At 68.7% G+C, this 16766-nt stretch carries 18 protein-coding genes; 10 read left to right on the top strand and 8 right to left on the bottom strand.

Annotated features, from left to right (window positions below):
- Positions 1-77: 77 nt before the first annotated feature.
- Genes OG876_RS34085 through OG876_RS34075 form a run of 3 tightly spaced genes read left to right on the top strand, consistent with a single transcriptional unit; the run spans position 78 to position 2233 of the window.
- The gene (locus OG876_RS34085) at positions 78-1016 is read left to right on the top strand and encodes a helix-turn-helix domain-containing protein (RefSeq protein WP_328520801.1); all 939 of its coding nucleotides are present in this window, start codon (positions 78-80) and stop codon (positions 1014-1016) included.
- Positions 1017-1025: 9 nt separating this feature from the next.
- The gene (locus tag OG876_RS34080) at positions 1026-1445 is read left to right on the top strand and encodes a VOC family protein (RefSeq protein WP_328520800.1); all 420 of its coding nucleotides are present in this window, start codon (positions 1026-1028) and stop codon (positions 1443-1445) included.
- A complete protein-coding gene (locus OG876_RS34075; protein ID WP_328520799.1) occupies positions 1442-2233 on the top strand; it encodes an alpha/beta fold hydrolase in 792 nt (263 codons plus the stop codon). Before OG876_RS34080 ends, OG876_RS34075 begins: the two co-directional genes overlap by 4 nt.
- Here the strand turns inward: OG876_RS34075 and OG876_RS34070 are convergent.
- Positions 2230-3039 (bottom strand): MerR family transcriptional regulator, encoded by an 810-nt coding sequence (locus tag OG876_RS34070; protein WP_328520798.1) that lies wholly within the window; start codon positions 3037-3039, stop codon positions 2230-2232. The genes OG876_RS34075 and OG876_RS34070 overlap by 4 nt on opposite strands.
- Positions 3040-3118: 79 nt before the next feature.
- Between OG876_RS34070 and OG876_RS34065 the strand changes: the two genes are divergently transcribed.
- From OG876_RS34065 to OG876_RS34055, 3 genes are read left to right on the top strand one after another with little or no spacing between them, the layout of a single operon-like run.
- Complete coding sequence (locus OG876_RS34065; RefSeq protein WP_328520797.1) at positions 3119-3457, top strand: nuclear transport factor 2 family protein; 339 nt, start codon at positions 3119-3121, stop codon at positions 3455-3457.
- A gap of 7 nt (positions 3458-3464) precedes the next feature.
- A complete protein-coding gene (locus OG876_RS34060; RefSeq protein WP_328520796.1) occupies positions 3465-4346 on the top strand; it encodes an AraC family transcriptional regulator in 882 nt (293 codons plus the stop codon).
- A gap of 47 nt (positions 4347-4393) precedes the next feature.
- The gene (locus tag OG876_RS34055; RefSeq protein WP_328520795.1) at positions 4394-5215 is read left to right on the top strand and encodes an SDR family NAD(P)-dependent oxidoreductase; all 822 of its coding nucleotides are present in this window, start codon (positions 4394-4396) and stop codon (positions 5213-5215) included.
- Here OG876_RS34055 and OG876_RS34050 read toward each other — a convergent pair.
- From OG876_RS34050 to OG876_RS34035, 4 genes are all read right to left on the bottom strand, one after another.
- Positions 5203-6198, bottom strand: a complete 996-nt coding sequence (locus tag OG876_RS34050; RefSeq protein ID WP_328520794.1) for a small ribosomal subunit Rsm22 family protein — start codon at positions 6196-6198, stop codon at positions 5203-5205. The two genes, OG876_RS34055 and OG876_RS34050, sit on opposite strands and share 13 nt — an antisense overlap.
- Before the next feature lie 219 nt (positions 6199-6417).
- Positions 6418-7092 carry a VOC family protein gene (locus OG876_RS34045; protein ID WP_328520793.1) on the bottom strand — a complete coding sequence of 225 codons (675 nt, stop codon included), beginning with the start codon at positions 7090-7092 and terminating at the stop codon, positions 6418-6420.
- Positions 7093-7147: 55 nt separating this feature from the next.
- Positions 7148-7801 carry a dihydrofolate reductase family protein gene (locus OG876_RS34040; protein ID WP_328520792.1) on the bottom strand — a complete coding sequence of 218 codons (654 nt, stop codon included), beginning with the start codon at positions 7799-7801 and terminating at the stop codon, positions 7148-7150.
- A 41-nt stretch (positions 7802-7842) separates the two neighbouring features.
- Positions 7843-8625: a DinB family protein gene (locus tag OG876_RS34035; protein WP_328520791.1), complete on the bottom strand. Its 783-nt coding sequence runs from the start codon at positions 8623-8625 to the stop codon at positions 7843-7845.
- 86 nt (positions 8626-8711) lie between these two features.
- Between OG876_RS34035 and pyrH the strand changes: the two genes are divergently transcribed.
- Positions 8712-9419 carry a UMP kinase gene (gene pyrH, locus OG876_RS34030; protein ID WP_328520790.1) on the top strand — a complete coding sequence of 236 codons (708 nt, stop codon included), beginning with the start codon at positions 8712-8714 and terminating at the stop codon, positions 9417-9419.
- 317 nt (positions 9420-9736) lie between these two features.
- Positions 9737-11704, top strand: coding sequence for a translation factor GTPase family protein (locus tag OG876_RS34025; RefSeq protein ID WP_328520789.1), 1968 nt, complete (start codon positions 9737-9739; stop codon positions 11702-11704).
- Here the strand turns inward: OG876_RS34025 and OG876_RS34020 are convergent.
- The 3 genes from OG876_RS34020 to OG876_RS34010 form a co-directional block, all read right to left on the bottom strand.
- Positions 11661-12482, bottom strand: coding sequence for a putative protein N(5)-glutamine methyltransferase (locus OG876_RS34020; RefSeq protein WP_328520788.1), 822 nt, complete (start codon positions 12480-12482; stop codon positions 11661-11663). The genes OG876_RS34025 and OG876_RS34020 overlap by 44 nt on opposite strands.
- Before the next feature lie 128 nt (positions 12483-12610).
- Positions 12611-13561 (bottom strand): SDR family NAD(P)-dependent oxidoreductase, encoded by a 951-nt coding sequence (locus OG876_RS34015; RefSeq protein WP_328520787.1) that lies wholly within the window; start codon positions 13559-13561, stop codon positions 12611-12613.
- Positions 13562-13595: 34 nt separating this feature from the next.
- Complete coding sequence (locus OG876_RS34010) at positions 13596-14486, bottom strand: LysR family transcriptional regulator (RefSeq protein WP_328520786.1); 891 nt, start codon at positions 14484-14486, stop codon at positions 13596-13598.
- A 97-nt stretch (positions 14487-14583) separates the two neighbouring features.
- Between OG876_RS34010 and OG876_RS34005 the strand changes: the two genes are divergently transcribed.
- Both OG876_RS34005 and OG876_RS34000 read left to right on the top strand, forming a co-directional pair.
- A complete protein-coding gene (locus OG876_RS34005) occupies positions 14584-15609 on the top strand; it encodes a hydroxyacid dehydrogenase (protein WP_328520785.1) in 1026 nt (341 codons plus the stop codon).
- A gap of 11 nt (positions 15610-15620) precedes the next feature.
- Complete coding sequence (locus OG876_RS34000; RefSeq protein WP_328520784.1) at positions 15621-16763, top strand: mandelate racemase/muconate lactonizing enzyme family protein; 1143 nt, start codon at positions 15621-15623, stop codon at positions 16761-16763.
- Positions 16764-16766: the final 3 nt, after the last annotated feature.

Here is a 16766-nt window from a genome sequence, read left to right as displayed (position 1 = left end):
ATCGACACGTCGAGTCTCGCCGTCCGATGCGCCCGACCGTGAGAGGCCGGAACGACACCATGCGTACACTTTCGGACATGCACACTGTCGCGCTGGCGACCGCCGGGCATCTGCTGCACCTCGAGCTCGGGATCGCGTACGAGATCTTCGGCAATCCACCGCTCAGTCACGTCGACGACTGGTACGAGGTCGTCCTCTGCGGTCCGGGAACGGTGCAGGTCGGTCCCTTCCGGGTCGAACCCGACGACGGTCTGGACCGGCTGGCCCGCGCGGACACCGTGATCGTGCCGGCGTGTGTGGATGTCGACGAGCCGCCGCCGGCTGAGCTGGTCGAGGCAGTCCGCGCGGCGCACGCGGCGGGCGCCCGAATCGCGTCGCTCTGCACGGGCGCGTTCGTGCTTGGTGCCGCGGGGCTGCTGGACGGTCGGCTGGCGACCACCCATTGGGGGCACGCCGCCGCGTTGAGCGCACGTTATCCACAGGCGGAGGTCGATCCGGACGTGCTCTACACCGACAACGGGAGCGTGCTGACCTCCGCGGGCAAGGCCGCCGCCATGGACCTGTGCCTGCATCTGATCCACCTCGACCACGGCGCGACGATCGCGAACTCGGTCGCGCGGCGCCTCGTCGTACAGCCGCATCGGGCCGGTGGTCAGGCGCAGTTCGTGGACACGCCGGTGCAGGTCAGCGGCGACCACACGCTCGCGGACCTCCTGGCCTGGGCCCAGGAGCGACTCGACCAGCCGCTGACCGTGACCGACCTCGCCCGCCAGGCGAACACCAGTCCGCGCCACCTGGGCCGGATCTTCCGCGCGGTGACCGGCCAGACACCGCTCCAGTGGCTGCTGACCCAGCGCGTCCGCCGCGCCCAACAGTTGCTGGAAGCCACGAACGACGGCATCGAGACGGTCGCCGTCGCGACCGGAATGGGCACCGCCACCACCCTGCGACGCCAGTTCAAGCGTGTCGTCGGCGTACCGCCCGACACCTACAGACGCACCTTCCACAGCACGTAGGCTGCGACCATGGCGACCTACCCGCGACGAATGCACACGGCGTTGGCGACGACGGATCCGCGCGGGCTGGCGGAGTTCTATCGCGTGTTGCTGGGCTTGCGGTACCGGGCCGGCGACGAGCCGCCGAGTGACGGTACGGCGGATGACGCCGATTGGCTCGTGCTCGTCGACGACGCCGGGAATCGGCAGCTCGCGATCCAAGGGGTCGATGTGTTGCCTGCGTCGACCTGGCCGTCTCCCGACGTACCGATGCAGCTCCACATCGACTACGCCGTACCGTCGGTGGAAGAGTTGCGCCGGCACCGGCAGCGTGCCGAAGAGCTCGGCGCCAGGCTCCTCCTGGACCGCACGTCCGAGGATTCCGAGCCGCTCTATGTCCTGGCCGACCCGGCCGGGCATCCGTTCTGTCTCCTGGTGGGGGTCTTGTGAGCAAGCAGACTGGGTACGCCGACGTCAACGGACTGCGGATGTACTACGAGATCCACGGCTCGGGCGGGACGCCGTTGCTGCTGTTGCACGGCGGGCTGTTCAACATCGATCTGCAGTTCGGCGCGCTGCTGCCTGGACTGGCCGAGCAGCGGCAGGTGATCGCGACCGACTTCCAGGCACACGGATACACCAATGACATCGACCGTCCGTTGGGCACCGTCGGCCTGGCGTCGGACGTGGTCGGGTTGCTGAAGGAGCTCGACGTACCTCAGGTGGATCTGTTCGGGTTCAGCGTGGGCGGTGCGGTCGCGCTGTATCTGGCGATCAAGCACCCGGAGCTGGTCCGGAAGGCGGTCATCTCGTCGGTGCCGTTCAGCGTGGAGGGTGAGCGCCCGGAGAACGCCGCGGTCGGTGAGATGAAGGTGGAAATGATCGCAGGCACGCCGATGGAGGCGGAGTACCTCGCGAAGTCGCCACACCCCGATCTCGAGCACCTGCAGACCCTGCTCACCAAGCTCGGCGGCTACGACCGCGGCACCGCCGGCTGGACCGACGACGACATCCGCGGCATCGCCGCCCCCACCCTCATCACCGTGGGCGACTGCGACGCCGTCAAACTCGACCACGCCGTCCGCTTCCTCCAGCTCCGCGGCGGCGACGTGAACGGCGACTTCGTCGGCGTCCCCACCTCCCAACTAGCCGTGTTCCCCGGCACCACCCACTTCAACGGCCTGTCCCGCACCAACCTCGTCCACGACGTGGTCACCACCTTCCTCGACGCCGACTAGGAGCTCAGGCGGAAGACTGGCCAGGCGATCTCCGTGCGCCACGATGTTGGGTTCGGGTCGTCTCGGGGGCCGACGGTGTAGGTCTCCTGGACTGGGCCGGTGACGGTCAGCGTGTGGTCGTGGGCCCAGGTGGCAAGGCGGCCGTAGGTCACGTCGATGTCGTCGTGGGCGCCGTGGTGGATAGTGGCGGCCAGGTCGACGGCGGGGAGTTCGAGTGGGCGCACCCGGCCGTACGACGGTGGGGCGGCGACCGGGTGGTAGACGACGACTGTGCCGCGGCCGGTGGTGAACAGCTCGTTGTCGTAGTGGCCGCCCGGTGGACCTAGGCGCTGGTGACTCGGTACGGCGGAGTCCAGCTCGGCCATGGCACCGTCGTACCAGGGCAAGACGTCTTCCAGGTCGACCACATCGGTGATCGCGGCAACTATTCGGGCCGGTTCGGAACGCAGCTCGACGGCCAACTCGCCAGGGTCAGGCCGCAGCAGGCGTTGCAGCGACGTCACCGCCGCGCGGGTCCGATCGAGCGAGTCCTGCAGCCGACCGAGGTGCGTGGCGATCAGCTCGGCCCGGATCTCCGGATCGTCGGTCGCGATGATCTTGCCGACCTCAGCCAGCGGTACGTCGAGCTCACGCAGCCGATGGATCACTTGCGCGGACGGGATCTGCCCGGTCGTGTAGTACCGGTACCCGCTGGACGGATCGATCGACGCGGGCTCGAGCAGACCGCTCTCGTGATACCGCCGCAGTGTCCGCACACTCAGCTGCGTCGCCTGGGCGAACTCACCAATCGTCAGTCCCCGACTCACCCCGCCACTCTGCACCCTCCCCCTGCGAGAGAGTCAATTACTTGCCCCTCTCCCACCGAGAGGCACCAGGCTGACCGGCATGGACATTTCCCTCGACCAACTGCCCACCACGATCACGGCGTACCTGGTCAGCCACACAGCCCGCGATCTCGACGCCGCGATGCGGTGGTACGCCGCCGACGCCGAAGTCACCGACGAAGGCAAGACCTACCGCGGCCGCGACGAGATCCGCGCCTGGATGGCTCGCTCTGCCGGCGAGTACACCTACACCGCCGAACTGACGGGCGCACGCCAGGTCGACGACCACACGTACGTCGCCACCCATCACCTCGAGGGCAACTTCCCCGGCGGAACCGTCGACCTCGACTTCACCTTCACCCTCGAGGACGACGTGATCACCAGACTCGTCATAGCCTGAACCTGCTATGGAGAAAGCATTGGCGGAGTTGCGAGCCCGGATCGTCGCCGCGGCCGGGCGCGAGCACGCGGTCGACGGGTTGCTGCTCTCGATCGTCGACGCGCCGACACCGCCGATGTCTTCCCTGGCGACGCCGACGTTTGCACTGGTTGCGCAAGGCCGGAAGCGGCTCGCGGTCGGCGACCAGGTCTTCGAGTACGGCGCCGGCGACTACCTCGTCGTCTCGGTCGATCTGCCGGTGACCGGGCACTTCGTCGAGGCCTCCAAGGACCAGCCGTGCCTCGGGGTCGGGCTGTCGCTGCGGGCCGAGTTGATTGCCTCGCTGCTCCTGGATGCGGCGGACAGTCAGGTGCCTGGTGGCTCGGTTCAAGCGCTGACCGTCAGCCGAGCGCCCGACGAACTCATCGACGCCGTGGTCCGCCTGCTGCGGCTTGTCGACGAACCCGAGGACGCTCGGGTGCTCGCGCCCCTTGTCGAGCGCGAGATCCTCTGGCGGCTGCTGCGCAGTCCGCAGGGTGCCGCCGTACGGGAGATCGGGCTCGCGGACAGCAGCCTGTCGCACGTCGCGCGGGTGATCCGCTGGATCCGCGACCACTACACCGAACCGTTCCGGGTCGAGGAGCTGGCGGCACTGGCCGGCATGAGTACGTCGGCGTTCCATCGGCACTTCCGCACGGTCACGGCGATGACGCCGATCCAGTTCCAGAAGAAGATCCGGTTGCAGGAGGCCCGGTTGCGGCTAGTCGGGCTGGGCGAGGACGTGACGAGCACCGGGTACGCCGTGGGATACGACAGCCCGTCGCAGTTCAGCCGCGAGTACCGGCGCGAGTTCGGTACGCCGCCCAGCCGTGACACCAGCCTGATCCGCGCGGAAGCTTCTCTGCCATAGAGCAGGATCGTGCAAGTAGCGGCGAGCAATCGTCTAGCGACTCTCCTGTGAGCGCGCGTCTACTGGACAAGTACCTGTTCAAGACGTTCGAGGAGATTGACACGATCATGCAAATAGCTGTGATCACCGGCGGGAGTTCCGGCATCGGGCAGAGCGCAGCCTTCGAGATCGCGAAGCGCGGCGTCGGGGTGATCCTGACCTACCACGGCAACCGCGACGGCGGCCTGGAGACCGCCGAACGGATCGAGAAGGACGGCGGTACGGCGGTCGCACTGCCACTGGACGTCGGTCGCCCCGACACGTTCGCCGACTTCGCGACCGACGTGCGAGAAGTGCTGCAGCGCTGGGGGCGGACGTCGTTCGACTTCCTCGTCAACAATGCGGGCGTGGGGCAACAGCCGGTGAGGTTCGAGGACACCACCGAGGAGCTGTTCGATCAGATGCTGCGGATCCATCTCAAGGGTCCGTACTTCCTGACCCAGACGCTCCTGCCGCTGATCGCGGACGGCGGATCGATCGTCTACACCAGCAGCACCTCAGCCCTGGCCAACACGCGACCGGAGCCGGGGTACTCGGTGTACGCGAGCATGAAGGGCGCACAGGTGGTGCTCACCCGCTACCTCGCCAAGGAACTCAGCGTCCGCGGCATCCGGGTCAACGCCGTCGCTCCTGGCGTGACCCGGACCCGCCTCGGCGACGACGCGTTCGCCCGCTATCCCGAGCTGATCCCGCCGATCGCCGACCGCACCGCCCTCGGCCGCATCGGCGAACCGGACGACCTCGGCAAGGTGATCGCGTTCCTCCTCTCCCCCGACGGCGCGTGGATCACCGCGCAGACCCTCGAAGCCTCGGGCGGCTACGACCTCTGACCACTCCAGCCATCTCCCCATGTCGTGCTTCGCGCGGCGCGGTAGCTGTTGGACGACTTCGGCACCACCGTCTGTTCGCGTGAACCGGCGGTGGTGCACAGGTCGAGGATCACCCGCCCCTTCGGCCGCGCGGGCCTGCCGATCACCCGGGCCGGGGCGGGATGTGCCGGTGCGCGGGTGGCGACGAGGTAGCTGAACTTCTCGTCCTCGTAGTTGCGCGTGCCGTCCTTCAGGACCCGATGCAGTTCGGTCCGCGGCAGTCGTACGGCGAAGTGGCACCAGTCGGCGGGGACGAGCGGGCACCCTGCCTGATGCGGGCAGGGAGCCGCGATCGTCAGGCCCTGCTCGATGAGCTGATCACGAGCATCGAGCATGCGGCGGTGCCCGCGCGGCGTCCCGGGCTCCACGATCACGACCGTGCCGGCTGTCCGCGCCGCTGTGTCGATGAGGTCGCGGCGGGCGGCGTCGGACAGTTCATTGAGGACGTAGCCGATCGTGATCAGGTCGACCTGGCGATGCGCGCTCCAGTGGCGGAGGTCGGCCGCCGTCCACCTCGCGCCGGCAAGCGGCGCGCTTTGGTTGCCGGCGACAACGTGCTCACCATCGGCAAGTCGTCGGCCGAGGCGGATGGCGGCGGGCTCGCGTTCGACGGTCTCGGTGGCGATCTCCGGCCAGACCGCGGCAGCCGCCCAGGCGGCCGCGCCGGTTCCCCCGCCGAGGTCGAGGTGGGTTGTGAAGGTGCTGACGACGTGTCGATCAGCAGCGAGCAGGGCGGCGTGGAGCGCACGACAAGTCGCCGGCATTCGTACGACGGCGTACGCGAGGCAGTCGAGGTCGTCGCTCATCCCCGGTGTGCTGTCGTCGACCCGCTCACACCGATAGCGGTTCGACAACGCGATGACACGGCGGCGCAGCACGTCGTGCTGGACACCGGCAAGGACGCGGACAAGGGCAGCATGCAGTTGTGTGTCCACGAAGGACATGAGGGAACTCCGGTTCGGTCGGCACGGAGTGCGCGCAGGGCGCACGAGACCCGCGGCCAGACGCCGCGACGCACCAACCGGTCCGGAAAGCTGTCAGAAGGCAGCAGAGAAGGAGGGATCGGCGCGGAACCGGCTAACCATGCAAGCCATCACGCACCTCCTCGGATCACACAACAACGCTGACTCTATCCAACGGCACCTCCACCCCGCGCCTGATTTTCAGCGATCCAGGTACGTACAGAGGCAGACCTTGTTGCCTTCCGGATCCGCCAGCACGGTGAACGACGGCGCCTCGTCGTCGGCCACCACTGACCCGCCGGCGGCCAGCGCTGCTTCGATCCGGGCCGGAACCACCTCAGGCGGCAGCCAGAGGTCGAGATGGAACCGTTGCCGGGGAGTCTCGTGCGCGTCAGTGCGCTGGAACCACAGGTTCATCACCCGTCCGGTCGGGTCGCAGACGTCGATGCGGTCGTAGGCGCCGGCGTCGCCGGTGAGTACGGCGGCCCAGAACGGACCGACCGCGGCCAGGTCGGCCGTGTCCAGCCCGAGCTCGACCTGAGCCACGGCCGACGGGTCAGCGCTGAGGCCCAGCGACTGAGCGATCGAGCTGATCCGCCGCGCCAGGTCCACATCCCGCTGCGTCACGCTCGGATAGCCCTCGTCGGTGCCAGGCTCCACCGCGTCGTCGCTGAGCAGCCGCACGTCCGCGAAGCCGTTGCCAAGCCGGACCTCCGGCGCATGCCCACCGGCGGCGCAGGCCTCGCCGACGGCGCCAACGAAGCGGGCGCCGTCGGCGAACGACCCGATCAGAAACCGTGCATGCAAGCCCTCCGCCAGCTTGCGCCAGTCGTCCAGCTGGGCGTCCCGGATCGCCTGCCAGCTGAGCATGTCCATCGCCAACTCCCCATATCGTCGTCTCGGAAGAGGCTAGGACACCACGCCGACAGATTCAGATCAGGACCTCTTTGCCGTCCTCGACCACGATGTCCCCGGTCCCGAGCGACCCGAACCCGTCCTGCCGCAGCGTCAGCGACACCGCCCCGCCGGGCAGCACCTCGCCGTGGGTGATCTTGTAGGTCGCCGGTACGGCGCCGGCCTCGAACAGCCGCTTCCCCGTCCCCACCACGACCGGGAACTGGATCAGCCGATAGGTGTCCACCAGACCGGCGTCGTGCAGGGTCCGCACGAGCTGCCAACTCCCGTGCACCTGCAGCTCACGGCCGGGTTGTTCCTTCAGCCGCCGTACCTGATCCACGATGTCGTCACCGCGGAGCACGGTGGTGTCGCCCCACGCCGCGTCCGCGTCGGAGAGTGTGTTGCTGACGACGTACTTCTTCCAGGTGTTCAAGGCGGTGGACACGATGTTGTCTGGCTCGACCGTCACCTGCGACCAGAACGTGCGCATCATCTCGAACGTCGACCGGCCGAGCAGGATCGCGTCCGCCTGCCGGAACCACCAGTCGACCGGGTCCAGCTGCCCGTCGGCCGCGTGCGGCACGAGCCAACCGCCGTACTCGAACCCGTTGCTGCGGTCCTCGTCCGGTCCGCCCGGCCCCTGCATGACACCGTCGAGGCTGACGAAGACGTTGACGCTGAGCTCCATGACTTTCTCCCTAGGTAGAGGTGCTCTCACCCAGGCGTCGATCAGGTCCCACCGGACTCGACACGCAGTACGGCGAGATCTCGCTCGGCGAAGACCCGGTGCTCCCACTCCTCGCTCAAGATGCAGCCAAGACAGTCGCTGACCTGGTAACTCTCCGACGCCGGATAGCCGGGCTCGGTCACCGGCACGGTCATCTCGCTGAGCCGCTCATCGGTGAGCCCGGCGAAGACATCGCGAACGGTCCGCATCCGGTCAGCCCGCAACGCGAGTACCTCGTCGAGTGACGGACGTACGGCGCGATCGCGCGGAACGGGCGGTACGTCGTGCATCTCGTCGTGCGGAAGGTCCAGCGGGTTCCACGGAGCCGGGTCGCCGAGGAGCGCACGCCGTACCCAGGCATCGGTCGCGAAGACCAGGTGCCGCTGCGTCTCGATGAACGACCACTCGCCGTCGACGGACTCGTGCAACATCTCCGGCGGCAACTGCCGGGCTCGCTCGACGGTCTCGCTCCACAGCTGCTCGAGCAGCGTCCACGCCTCGCGGTAACCGTCCGCGTTCGCGGGGCGCATCTTCTCGCGACCGGGGTAACGACGGTTGAGCTCGGCGTCGAGCAGCGGCACGACGTCCATGCCCCACACGCGCAGGTTGCGGATGTCGCCGTCGAGCGACACGTCGTACAGCGCCGCGCCGCGGATGGTGGCGCCGTTCAGATTGACGTTGTCGAAGCGGGCACCGCGCAGGTCGACATCGTGAAACACCGCGTCCCGCAACGACGACCGTTCGAACCGTGCGCCGGTGAGGTCCTGGTCATTGAACTCGGTCACCCGCCCAGCTTGGCGTGAGCCCGCCCGGGGCCACAATGGCGGGCACAGGCGATTTTCCGTCCCGCCTTCTGATCGAATGGAGCGGCATGTACCGCAGGCTCGTCCTCAAGCTGTCGGGGCAGGCGATCGCCGGCTCGAACGACTTCGGCTTCGACAGTGACCGGCTCACCCACCTCGCGAACGAGGTGATCGCGCTGCACGCCACCGGAATCCAGGTCGCGGTCATCGTCGGCGGCGGCAACGTCTTCCGCGGCAACCGGTCCGACGAGTGGGGCATCGACCGCGTCGAGGCCGACAACATCGGCATGCTCGGCACGGTCATCAACGCCGTCCTCCTGCGCGGCCGGCTCACCGCGCTCGGAGCCGACGACGTCCACCTGATGACGGCGATCCCGATCAACAACCTGGCCGAGCCGTACATCCGGCTGCGCGCCCTGCGGCACCTGGAGAAGGGCTCGATCGTTCTGCTTGCCAGCGGCAACGGACAGCCGTTCACCACCACCGACTACCCGGCCGTCCAGCGCGCGATCGAGCTCGACGCCGACGCCCTCCTGGTCGCCAAGAACGGCACCGACGGCGTGTACGACGCCGACCCGAACAAGCACCCGGACGCCCGCCGCTTCGACCACCTCACCTACCAGGACGTCATCGACCGCGGCCTGGGCGTGATGGACCAGTCCGCCTTCATCCTCGCCCGCGACCACCACCTCCCCCTCCACGTCTTCGACATCGACCGCCCCTCCGCCGCCGCCTCCATCACCACCGGCACCCCCATCGGCACCCTGATCAACTGACCGGCTCCCGCGCGATCGTGTCGAAGTGCGGCCGGAACCAGTCACCGCCCGCCGCATGCTCGGCCTGCAACGCCATCAGTGACCACACCACGCGGTAGCGCGAGAGGGTGTGGTTGATGGCTGGGGTGTGGGTGAGGGCGTAGCCGGTGAGGAAGGCGACGGTGTAGCGGTCGTCTAAATGGTTTGCCGGGCTGCGGCGACGGTTGGTGTACTCGTGGGCGTACCAGCAGGTGTCTAGTCAAGGAGTTCTGTCATGCGACCTCGCTTCATGTCTGTCGCGGAAGGAATTGACACCTGTTCAAAGGACATGAAGCTGCGTGAAAGTACTGAACCTTGGGATCCTGGCGCATGTCGACGCCGGTAAGACGAGCCTGACCGAGCGGCTGCTCTACGCCGCCGGGGTCATCGACGAGATCGGTAGCGTCGACGACGGCAGCACCCAGACCGATTCCCTCGCGCTGGAACGCCAGCGCGGTATCACGATCAAGTCGGCGGTCGTGTCGTTCACGATCGGCGAAGCCGACCCTGTCACGGTCAACCTGATCGACACTCCCGGCCACCCGGACTTCATCGCCGAGGTGGAGCGGGCGCTCAGCGTGCTCGACGGCGCGGTGCTGGTCATCTCGGCCGTCGAAGGCGTCCAGGCGCAGACCCGGGTGCTGATGCGGACGCTGCAGCGCCTGAAGATCCCGACGCTGATCTTCGTCAACAAACTCGACCGGACCGGCGCTCAGTACGACGCCGTACTCAAGTCCATCGCGGACAAGCTGACCCCGGCGATCGTGCCGATGGGCGAGGCCACGCACCTGGGCACCCCAGAAGCGGCATTCACCGAGTCGTACGGCGCCCTCCTCGAAGTACTCGCCGAGCGCGACGACGACCTGCTCCGGATGTTCGTGGACGGCGAACCGCTCTCCCACGACGCCCTGAAGCGAGCACTGGCCAAGCAGACGAAGCAGGCGCTCGTGCATCCGGTGTACTTCGGCTCCGCCATCACCGGCGCGGGCACGGAGTCCCTGACCGAAGGCATCCGCGAACTCCTCCCCCTGGCCGGCACACAGGAGGAACCGGTCGACGGAGCGGTCTTCAAGGTCGAGCGCGGCCCGGCCGGCGAGAAGATCGCCTACGTCCGGATGGTCTCCGGTACGGCGCACGTCCGCGACCGACTGCGTTTCGGCAGCGCCAACGAGGCGAAACTGACCGCCCTCCAGGTCTTCGGCACCAAGGCGGGCAGCGAAGTGAGAGCCGGTCAGATCGCCAAGCTGTGGGGCCTCGCCGACATCCAGATCGGCGACCGCATCACCGCGACCGATGAGCCCGCTCCCACCACGACGACCAGCTTCTTCGCGCCGCCGACGCTGGAGACGGTGGTCTATCCGCAGAAGCTCTCCGACAAGGGCAACCTTCGCGTCGCGCTGACCCAGCTCGCGGAGCAGGACCCGCTGATCAACCTGCGCCAGGACGATCTCCGCCAGGAGATCTCGGTGTCCCTGTACGGCGAGGTCCAGAAGGAGGTCATCCAGACCACTCTGGCGACCGAGTTCGGGATCGAGGCCGGCTTCCGCGAGACGACCACGATCTGCATCGAGCGGCTCGACGGCACCGGCGCGGCGGTCGAGTTCAACAAGAAGAACCCGAACCCGTTCCTCGCCACCGTCGGTCTCCGGCTCGAACCCGCCCCGGTCAACGCCGGCGTCAGCTTCGAGCTGGAGGTCGAGCTCGGCTCGATGCCGTACGCCTTCATCAAGGCCGTCGAGGAGACCGTCCGCGAGACGCTCGACCAGGGCATCCACGGCTGGCAGATCCCCGACGCGCGGGTCGTGATGACGCACTCCGGCTACTCGGCGCGGCAGAGTCACGCCCATGCCGTCTTCGACAAGAGCATGTCGAGCACGGCCGGCGACTTCCGCTTCCTGACCCCGTTGGTCCTGATGACGGCCCTCCAGCAGGCCGGTACGACGGTGCACGAGCCGATGCATCGCTTCCGGCTGGAGATCCCGACCGACACGACTCGCGCCGTACTCGCGGCTCTGGCCCGGCTGCGCGCGATCCCGCAGGTGCCGGCGCTGGCCGCGGAAACCTCAACCCTGGAAGGAGAAATCCCCGCGGCCGCCGTCTACGAACTCGAGCAACTGCTGCCCGCCCTCACCCGCGGCGAAGGCGTGCTGGAGTCCGCGTTCGAGCGCTACCAACCCGTCACCGGCCCGATCCCGGAACGCGCCCGGACCGACCACGACCCACTCAACCGGCGGGACTACCTCCTGCACGTCCAGCGCCGGGTTTGATGCCGTGGACAACAGTCGCACCGAGCTCGTCGTCGGACGTCACGCGAGCCGTCAGGCCCTGATCCGTCAGCACAGCTGCGGCCGGCGGGGCCTGATGCTCGCTCATCTCCACGAACAGGTGCCCACCCGGGGCAAGCCAGCTCAACGCCCCGGCCGCAACCCGGCGCAAGGTGGCGAGCCCGTCCGGCCCACCGTCCAGCGTCACGTGCGGCTCGTAGAGCCGAGCCTCGGGCGGCAGCAGCCGGATCTCGTCGGTGGGCACGTACGGCACGTTCGCGAGCAGTACGTCGACCCGCCCCCGCAACTGATCCGGCAACGCGGAGAACAGGTCGCCCTGATACACCGACCCACGCCACGGCACCAGATTGCGCCGGGCACACCGAACCGCGGCCGGCTCGATGTCGGCGGCGTACAACGACACCTCGCGCTCCGCCGCGATCGCCGCACCCAACGCACCAGACCCACAGCCCAGATCCAGTACGACGGCGCCCGGTGTGATCACCTCCAGCGCCTCGGCGACGAGGAACTCGGTGCGGCGGCGCGGGATGAACACACCGGGGTCGACCGCGATCCGCAGTCCGCGGAACGACGCCCAGCCGAGGACGTGTTCGAGCGGCAGCCCGGCGACGCGCTGGTCGACCATGGCCGTCACCTCGGCCGTGTCCCGCGCGGTCTCGACGATGAGCGCGGCCTCGTCCTCGGCGAAGACGCACCCGGACGCGCGCAGCCGCTCGACGACAGCGCCGAGCTCAACTGAAGGAACAGAAGATACAGACACAGAACCCCTTAGAACCGAGGCTCCCGCGGTCAGTCTCAGAAGCTGACCACTCGAGGCGGGAGCAACCAACCTGCCTGTCCGGTGATCGGTCCCACCTCCTCCATCCATCGTCCCTGGTGCGATCCACCTTACCCGAAAGCGTTCACGCCGGTGAGCTCCGCGGAGACCGTCCACAACCGGGCGGCCGACGCCGGGTCGATCGCGTACGGCCGGACGCCCGGGCTGTCGTCGGTGGACACCTCGGCGACCTCACAGTCCTCGCAGAACACGCCGCCGAGCCCGTCGAGCTGTGCCGAGGTCGCGGCCCACACCTGGGTCGCGGCGCCCTGCTCCGGGGACTTGAAGCCGGGGTTCAGCGGGTTGCCGTCCTCGTCGATCCAGCCGAAGGCGACCATCTCCTCGCGCGGCAGGTGCCGCTGCAACGGGGTCAGGATGCCACCCGGGTGCAGCGCGAACGCGCGCACGCCGGAGTCCTTGCCCAGGGCATCGAGCTGCACGGCGAACAGCACGTTGGCGGTCTTCGCCTGCCCGTACGCCTGCCACTTGTCGTACCCCTGCCGGAACTCCAGGTCGTCCCAGCGGATGTCCGAGCGCCGGTGTCCGGTCGACGACACCGACACCACGCGCGCACCACCATCGGCCACCAGCGCCGGCCAGAGGCGGTTCACCAGCGCGAAGTGCCCGAGGTGGTTGGTCGCGAACTGCGCCTCCCAGCCCGGCCCGACCCGCGTCTCCGGCGCGGCCATGATCGCCGCGTTGTCGATCATGATGTCGATCGACCGCCCGGACTCCAGGAACCGATCGGCGAACGCCCGCACACTGTCCAGATCCCCGAGATCCAGCTCGTCGATCTCGACGTTCGAGATCCCCGCCAGCGCCTCGCGCGCGGCGTCCGGCCGCCGGGCCGGTACGACGACGTGCGCCCCGGCCTTGGTCAGCGCACGGGTCGTTTCGAGGCCGAGACCCGAGTACCCGCCGGTGACGACGGCCAGCTTGCCGGTCAGGTCGATCCCGGCGAGGACGTCGTCCGCGGTGCTGTCGTGCCCGAACCCCGAACCGATCTTGTGCTGTGCAGTCATGCCTCGGACTCTACGAGTTCGAGCACACTCTAGGTCAAGCGTCGAGGTGCGGGTTCTGCCGCAGTGACTCCGCGAGCCTCTGCAGAGCAGGGTTCGGACTGTCCGGGCTCCAGCACGCGTGCAGCGTGACCGAGTGCGCGTCCGCCGCGTCGAGCTCACGGTAACGGACGCCCTCGACCCGCATCGCCATGATCGAGCGCGGGATCAGCGCGCAGCCGAGACCGGCCCGGACGAGCGCCAGCATCGTCGGGACCTGCGATGCCAGCTGACTGACGGCGTACCGATCCATGCCGATCATCGCCGCGCAGATGTCGTGCAGATACTGCGAACCCTCGGGGCTGTAGCCGATGTAGTCATCAGTGGCGTCGGCGAGAGTCACCGGGGTATCGCCGGTTGCCAGCGGATGATCAGCCGGTACGGCGAGCACCAGATCCTCCGAATGGACCAATACCGACTCGAACTGCGACGGGATCGGTGGCCGGACGAGGCCGATGTCGATCTCCAGATTCGCCAGCGCCTCGAACTGCGCCGGGCTCACGAGTTCCGTGAGCTCTGAGGTCACCGCCGGCGTGCGTTTCCCGACCATCGTGAGGAAGTCCGCGAGTACGGCGTACGCACCGATGGCGGTGAACGCGATCCGCAGGGTCCCGGTCTGGCCGTCGGCGGCCCGGCGGGTCGCGTCCGGAGCGACTTCGAGCAGCGCGAGCACCCGGCGGGCGTGCTCGAGGAAGACATCACCGGCCGCGGTCAGGCGCACTCCGCGGCCGGTCCGGTCGAACAGCCGGACGTCGAGGGTTCGCTCCAGCCCCTGGATCTGCCGGGTGAGCGGCGGCTGGGTCAGGTTCAGCCGCTGGGCGGCCCGGCCGTAGTGGAGTTCCTCGGCGACGGCGACGAACCCCCGGAGCTGCTGCAGCGACAAGTCCATACCGGCACGGTATCGGTTCATGCGAAATAGGGCTTGGACCTGCATAACGGAAAGCGCCTACCGTCGAGGCATCTGCCGAACCGAAGGAGCCTCCACGGTGCCCAAGCTCGCTGCCTTGTTCTCCCCCGACCGTGCCGCCGATGTGGTCGACCCCGCGACCCGCCGGCTGCTCGAGGACCGCTTCGAGGTCGTCTGGGCCGAGGCGGCGCACGCGGCCGGACCGGGAGCACCCGGCAAGCCGCCGGCGCTCGACCCGGCCGCCGTACCCGAGCTGGCCGCCGGCGCTGACATCCTCCTGACCAGCTGGGGTACGCCGCACCTCGGCAAGGAGCTGTGGTCCGACGGCAACGGCCCGAAGGTCGTCGCCCACGCGGCCGGCTCGGTCAAGAACCTCATCGACCCGGTCATCCTCGACCAGGGTGTCGCCGTCTTCTCCGCCGGTCCACGGATCGCGTGGTCGGTCGGCGAGTACTGTCTGGCCGCCATGCTCACCTTGGCCCGGCGCCTGCCCAGGTTCGACGGAGCGATCCGGCAGGGCGGCTGGAAGCAGACCGACTTCCGCGGCCACGAGCTCGCGGGAGCCAGGGTCGGCATCATCGGCGCCAGCAGCACGGCCCGGGCGCTGATCACTCTGCTGAGGCCCTTCGGCTGCGACCTCGCGGTTTACGACCCGTACCTGACGGACGAGCGTGCCGGCCAGCTCGGCGTACGCACGACGACGCTGGAAGAGGCGGCGAGCAGCCCGTTCCTCACCATCCACGTCCCGAACGTGCCGGAGACCAAGGGCATGATCACCCGCGCGCTGATCGAGCAACTCCCCGACGGCGCGGTCGTGGTGAACTCATCCCGCGGTCCGGCCATCGACCAGCAGGCCCTGCTCGACCACGTCCTCGACGGCCGCCTGTACGCCGCCCTGGACGTCTACGACCCGGAGCCGCCGACCTTCGACCGGACGATCCTCGAAGCGCCCAACCTGCTGCTCAGCCCGCACGTCGCCGGCGACACCGCTGAAGGCCACCTCGCGCTGGCCGGCTATGTCCTGACGGACGTGATCCGGTGGCTCGACGACGGCACCCGCGGACCGAGCTTCGTCGACCCGGCCGCCTGGTCGATCGCGGCCTGAGAGGACAGCCGATGTCGCGGATCACGCAAGTCGAAGTGTTTCCGGTCGCAGTCCCGTTCGCGCGCCGGTTCGTCCTCGGCAGCGGCGCGGTCGGCTCGCCCGGTGACGCGCCGGACCAGGCCGCCGCGGTCGTGTTCGTGAAGCTGACCACGGAGGACGGGGTCGTCGGCTGGGGTGAGCAGCGCGCGCTGCCGAGCTGGAGCTACGAGACCGCCGAGACGATGGCGGTGGTGATCCGGCGCCATCTCGCACCGATCCTGCTCGAACTCACGCCCTTCGACGTCGAGCTGTTCCACCAGCGCGCCGGCAAGCGCCTCAGCCCCGCGGTGTCGAACGGCTTCCCGTTCGCCCGCGCCGCCGTGGACGTCGCGATGCACGACGCGGCCGGCAAGCTCGCCGGCGTTCCGGTGCACGCCCTGCTCGGCGGCAAGCTGTACGACGAGATCCCGCTCTGCTCGGCGATCGGAGTCGGCGACCAGGACGCGGTCCGCGAACATGCGCTCCAGTCGTCGGACTATCCGGCGTACAAGGTCAAGATCGGTGGCGATCTGGACGCGGACGCCGCGGCGATCCAGACCGTGGCCGAGGTCGCCGGCGGCAAGCCGCTGTGGCTCGACGCCAACCAGTCCTACCGGCCGACCGCACTCAGGCAACTCCTCGACCGTACGGCGGGCGTCCGCACGATCCACTGTGTCGAGCAGCCTGTACCGAGCACCGACACGCTCGCGATGCAACGGCTGCGCGAACTGATCGACCTGCCGATCGCGATCGACGAGGGCAGCTTCTCCGCCCAGGACCTGGCCCGGGCGATCCGGCTCGGCGCCGCAGACCTCGTCGTCGTGAAGGTCTGTAAATCCGGCGGGCTGCGCAACGCCCTGAAGACCGCGCAGACCGCGATCGCCGGCGGCGTCGAGGTCCTCGCCAGCGGCCTGACCGACTGCGGGATCGCGTTCGCCGCCGCGCTGCACGTGTTCAGTCAGCTCGAGCTCGCCTTGCCCGCCGAGCTCAACGGGCCGGAGCTGCTGTCCGATCTGTATGTCGAGGGGCTGAGCATCACCAAGGCCGTCGCGACGGTCCCCACCGCCCCTGGACTGGGCGTTCAGGTCGACGAGGAGCGGATCCGCGCCGAGTCGATCGACCTGCTCTATCGGTGAGGA

The sequence above is a fragment of the Kribbella sp. NBC_00359 genome (assembly GCF_036097425.1).
Classification (GTDB): Bacteria; Actinomycetota; Actinomycetes; order Propionibacteriales; family Kribbellaceae; genus Kribbella.
Note: the sequence above shows the minus strand (reverse complement) of the source record. Positions and strands in the feature narration are given on the sequence as shown.